Annotated in this window: 6 protein-coding genes; 5 read left to right on the top strand and 1 reads right to left on the bottom strand. The window is 39.6% G+C overall.

Annotation, left to right across the window (positions count from 1 at the left end; all coding sequences use genetic code 11):
- Positions 1 to 84 precede the first annotated feature (84 nt).
- On the top strand, positions 85 to 1,473 hold the full coding sequence (locus L652_RS1000000125705; protein WP_024596416.1) for an alpha/beta fold hydrolase: 1,389 nt from the start codon (positions 85 to 87) through the stop codon (positions 1,471 to 1,473).
- Between the two features lie 6 nt (positions 1,474 to 1,479).
- A complete protein-coding gene (locus tag L652_RS1000000125700; protein WP_024596417.1) occupies positions 1,480 to 2,619 on the top strand; it encodes a GNAT family N-acetyltransferase in 1,140 nt (379 codons plus the stop codon).
- On the opposite strand, the gene L652_RS1000000125695 is transcribed toward L652_RS1000000125700, so the two are convergent.
- Positions 2,596 to 3,186, bottom strand: coding sequence for a DUF938 domain-containing protein (locus L652_RS1000000125695; RefSeq protein ID WP_024596418.1), 591 nt, complete (start codon positions 3,184 to 3,186; stop codon positions 2,596 to 2,598). The genes L652_RS1000000125700 and L652_RS1000000125695 overlap by 24 nt on opposite strands.
- Before the next feature lie 200 nt (positions 3,187 to 3,386).
- Between L652_RS1000000125695 and L652_RS1000000125690 the strand changes: the two genes are divergently transcribed.
- From L652_RS1000000125690 to L652_RS1000000125680, 3 genes are all read left to right on the top strand, one after another.
- On the top strand, positions 3,387 to 3,572 hold the full coding sequence (locus L652_RS1000000125690; protein ID WP_024596419.1) for a hypothetical protein: 186 nt from the start codon (positions 3,387 to 3,389) through the stop codon (positions 3,570 to 3,572).
- A 100-nt stretch (positions 3,573 to 3,672) separates the two neighbouring features.
- Positions 3,673 to 4,038, top strand: a complete 366-nt coding sequence (locus tag L652_RS1000000125685) for a hypothetical protein (protein WP_223231703.1) — start codon at positions 3,673 to 3,675, stop codon at positions 4,036 to 4,038.
- An 11-nt stretch (positions 4,039 to 4,049) separates the two neighbouring features.
- The coding region (locus L652_RS1000000125680) for a class II fumarate hydratase (RefSeq protein WP_024603426.1) at positions 4,050 to 5,063 on the top strand (1,014 nt) is incomplete at its 3' end.

The raw sequence follows: 5,063 nt of genomic DNA, 5'->3' as shown, positions 1-5,063 counted from the left end.
AAGCCGTTGGATTTAACCAACATCTTGCAAAACCGCTTGAACTCATTAAGCTAACCGAGTGTCTTGTCCAATATGCAGTAGTTAATGAATAATAGTGATTTAATTTTAAGAATAGTTTTAAGAGTAGCTTTTGGTTTTGTTTTAAGTATTTTTTCGCATATTACCGTCGCTCAAAACTGTATATCGCAGGCAAGCGACTTTAAATTTATAACAAAAAGTAAGCAACAAGGCTTATTACGCTTTGAAAAAGAGCACAACCACCAGCGCTTTAATTACCACGCCCTTTTACCATTTAACGATTACTTAGATTTTGCATATAAACATATAAATAAAACCAATCCACGTGCAGATATGCCATGCCCTGTTATTACACAAACGTACCAGCAATTAGTAACACAAGGTACGCGAAAACCTGACCCTACTATTGCAGATATTATTGCCCCTTTTGAGCTTACGCATCCAAACAGCAATAAAGTTGCACTATTAGTTCACGGGCTAACTGACTCACCCTTTACGTATCACGATTTAGCACAAGTGTATTATCAACAAGGCTATACTGTGCGTACTATTTTATTACCAGGACATGGAAGCGCCGCAAGTGCATTACTCAATGTAGAGGTTAGCCAATGGCAACAGGCAATAAAATACGGTATTAAACGCTCGGTGCAAGACTTTGATGAGGTGATACTCGCAGGTTACTCTACCGGTGCAGCGTTACTTATTGATTACGCAACCAAGTACACAGTTTCACCCAAAATTAAAGCGCTTATGCTTTATTCGCCAGGCTCCGAGCCACATAATAAGTACGGCTGGATAGCAAAAAGGATTGATGCCATACCCTTTGTTAATTGGATAGATAAAGACGCCGATGTAGACTTTGCTAAGTATGAATCATTTCCTTTAAATGCAGCTGCCGCGTCGTACTATGCTATGTCACTTGCAAGCGTAAGTAGCTTAAACAAACGCTCTGCACTTAAATTACCTATTTTTAGTGTACTTAGCGATATTGATACCACGATAGATACGCGTGCCACGCTAAAATTATTAAGTGCGTTACACAAAGATAATTCAGTAAAATATAAGCCGCTCGATACTTTAGTACTTTATGGAAGCACTGATATTTTACCGCCAGACTTTGCTAGTGACTACACAGTAAATAACCCGCAATGCACATCGCCTCAGTGTAAAAAAGTTCATGGTATGTCGCATATTGCTATTGTTAACTCACCGCAAAATCCACATTATGGGATTAACGCAACCTATCGTAATTGTGGCAGCTTTATTAACGACGAGTCCCTGTACAAAACATGTAAAACAACAAAAAATCCACAACTAGGAGAGCGTACAAGCGCCAACTTAAAACACTATCCGGCTTTACAACGCTTAACTTATAATCCTCATTTTACCGAGCTTAAAAAGCAAATTAGTACGTTTATTAAAAACGTAGAACAGCTTAGAACAACTACAAGGTAAGTAGTCATGGGAACGTTTTCGCACCAATGGTTTAGCAGTATTAATGAGATTGATCAGGCGCAGTGGCAACGTTTATTTGGTGATGAACCATTTACTCAACATGCTTTTTTATATGCCCTTGAGCAAAGCCAATGCGTAACACAAAAAAGCGGTTGGCAGCCCCATCACCTCGCTATTTTTGAAGATGATACGCTCATTGCGCTTGCACCTGGGTATTTAAAAAGTCATTCATACGGCGAGTACGTATTTGACTGGGCATGGGCTGAGGCATACGAAAAACACGGTTTAGAATATTATCCCAAGTGGCTATCTGGCATTCCCTTTAGCCCTATTGAAGGCAAGCGTATTGCTATCGAGCACGCTAACCCAAATGCGGTGTATCAGTACATTACAGAGCAACTTAATATACACAGTGCTGAGCAAAGGTGGTCGGGGTGGCATGTTAATTTTTGCGACCAAGCCCAAGCAACATCATTAACTGAGCAACATGCCATGCTAAGAGTGGGTGTGCAATTTCAGTGGTTTAATAAAGGTTTTGAAACCTTTGACGATTTTTTGCAAATACTTAACTCACGAAAACGTAAGTCACTTAAAAAAGAGCGAGCTAAAATAGCGCAACAAAATATTGATATTGAATGGCTGCAAGGAACGCAAATTACGCCCGAGATAATGCAATTGTTTTATGAGTTTTATCAGCGTACCTACTTAAAGCGATCTGGTCATTTGGGCTATTTAAATATGGAGTTTTTTACGCTTTTACATGCATTAATGGCTAATAACCTCGTTATTATGCTGGCCAAAAAAGACGACAACGTGATTGCTGCAACACTTAGTTTAGTAGGTGAGAATACACTTTATGGGCGCTACTGGGGAGCAAGTGAAGAAGTAGATTCGCTTCACTTTGAGCTGTGCTATTACCAAGGTATTGAGTTTGCAATAAAGCATAAACTCAGCTGCTTTCATTCGGGAGCACAAGGTGAGCACAAAATAGCACGCGGATTTGAACCCGTACTTACCTACTCTGCTCACCATATTGTTGATAGCGATTTCAGTAATGCAATAAGCGACTACTTAAAGCGTGAACGCGGCCATATTGATATATATAAAGAGCAATGTAGCTCATTACTGCCGTTTAAAAACGAGTAACTGATTATTTGCAGGCATGGCAGTATCGCTAATAAGCGTAAGCCCTGCTTGCTTAGCTAGTTGTTCAACTGCTTCAAAATCTCTTATTCCACTTAACGGATCGCGCTCTGTTAAAAAGGCACTAAAGTCATCATTACTTGGGCTGGTAAATTCACATTGGTATTTGAATGGCCCATAAATACACAACATACCGTCGCTATTTAAGTGACGTTTAACACCGTCAAAAAAACGTTCAACTAATTGCCAACTTACAATATGAAATGTGTTTGCAGTATAAATAGCGTCAACCTTATCTACAGGCCATTCATTATTTAAATCAAGCTCAAGTGGTGCATGTAAATTAGTTAAATTAGCTTCGCGGTGCCATAAATTAATCCCTTCGTGGTTTATAGCGCGATCACTTGTATGCCATTGTAAATGCGGTAATTGCTCTGCAAAAAACACACTATGCTGGCCGGTTCCTGATCCGACTTCGAGGACTGTTTTAGTATTTTTTAATACGTCCTTTAATTGCTCTAAAATAGGGGTTTTATTGTTTTCACAGGCTTGTGAAAATGGCTTTGTCATTACTGTGCACCAAAATTGTAGATTAATGCACAACAGTAAAGCAAATTTAGCTTATTTTGTCGTGATGAAAAAAAGGTAATTTTTAAATACTATAACTATCATATGGTTGAGCTGGCTCATTATGGTTGGTACGTAATATGCTTTTATATTGTTAACCCACTAAAGGGTTTAACTTATATTAAATTTCAAAGGATAAAATTATGCATATACCCCCTTATACCGCTGTAGACGCGGCCATTGCTATAACCGAAAAAACCACCGACGATCATAGTTACGCCGTTGATATGAGAGCTACAGTAATCGATTTACTTTCGCACCCTAAACATAATCAACAGGCGATGAGCAAACATGAAACAGATCAGATATTTATTCTTGGCTACAATTAATACTCAAATTAGTAACGCAAATAATTTTTATAATAACTGTTTACACTGAAACCGATTAAATGTAATGATAACTATTATCGTTAACTTGAGTCGGTTTTTTATGTCTTCAAATTATGCCCAGCATCGCTACCATCAAGAACTCTCTTGTCATTGCTTAAGACCTGGCCTGCATGCCCCCATGCTCGTTGCCGATTACATAGAAACCGCCCTTAACGTCGCCAAAAAATTTGAGCAACAACATAATCCCTTGCTTCAAGAGTTTTATCTTAGGCGCACACACCATGAAATTATGAACAAAATGTGCGACCCTCTTATACATAATGCTATTCGTAAACAATGTTTAGAGCAGCTATACAAGCCATTATTAGCATTAAAACGGTTTTATAAGGTGCATAACAATACTGCACAATTTTTAATACTTGAGCGTGAAGCTCGTATTCTTAGTCACGAATTCAACCCTTTTTAAGGAGCACACTTATGAGCAACTTTAGAACAGAATCAGACAGCATGGGCGAGCTACAAGTACCTACTGATGCGCTCTATCAGGCGCAAACACAACGAGCAGTTAATAACTTTGCCATTAGTGGCTTATCTATGCCAAAGCAATTTATCACTGCACTGGCTTATATAAAACAAGCTGCTGCGCAAAGTAACTGCGAGCTTGGCCATTTAAGTAAAGACAAAGCAAATGCTATTGAGCAAGCTTGTCAAAGTATTATTGATGGCGAGCATGTTGAGCATTTCCCCGTTGATATTTTTCAAACCGGTTCGGGCACAAGCTCAAATATGAATGCCAACGAAGTTATTGCAACGCTTGCTAGCCGATTAGGCAGTGAAAGCATTCACCCTAATGATGATGTAAACATGGGGCAAAGTTCTAACGATGTAGTCCCTACTGCTATCGCACTCAGTAGCGCAATAAATGTAGTGTATGAATTACTTCCTTCGCTTGAAAACTTATCGCAAAGCCTAGAAAAGAAAAAAGCTGAAGTAGGCCATATAGTTAAAACGGGCCGTACGCATTTAATGGATGCAATGCCTGTTACATTTGATCAAACACTAAGTGCATGGCAGTCACAAGTTAACCATGCCGCAGCAGGAATTAGACATAGCTTAGAGCGTGTATGCGAACTGGCACAAGGCGGTACAGCTGTTGGAACAGGAATAAATGCAGACCCTAAGTTTGCAGCCAAATTTGCAGAAAACCTGAGTGCCAATGTAGGCATTAGATTTACGCCTAGTAGTAACTTTTTTTATAACATCGGCTCACAAGACGCCATAGTAGCGCTTTCGGGGCAATTAAAAGTACTCGCTGTAGCACAAATGAAAATAGCGAACGACCTACGCTGGATGAACTCAGGACCACTTGCGGGCTTAGGCGAAATAGAGCTAGAAGCACTTCAACCGGGCTCGTCTATTATGCCTGGCAAGGTAAATCCGGTAATACCAGAAGCCGCAGCCATGGTAAGCGCACAAGTAATCGGTAACGAC

Origin of the sequence: Pseudoalteromonas sp. TB25 (assembly GCF_000497995.1) — a bacterium.
Lineage (GTDB): Bacteria > Pseudomonadota > Gammaproteobacteria > Enterobacterales > Alteromonadaceae > Pseudoalteromonas > Pseudoalteromonas distincta.
This window is presented reverse-complemented; position numbering and strand designations above follow the sequence as displayed.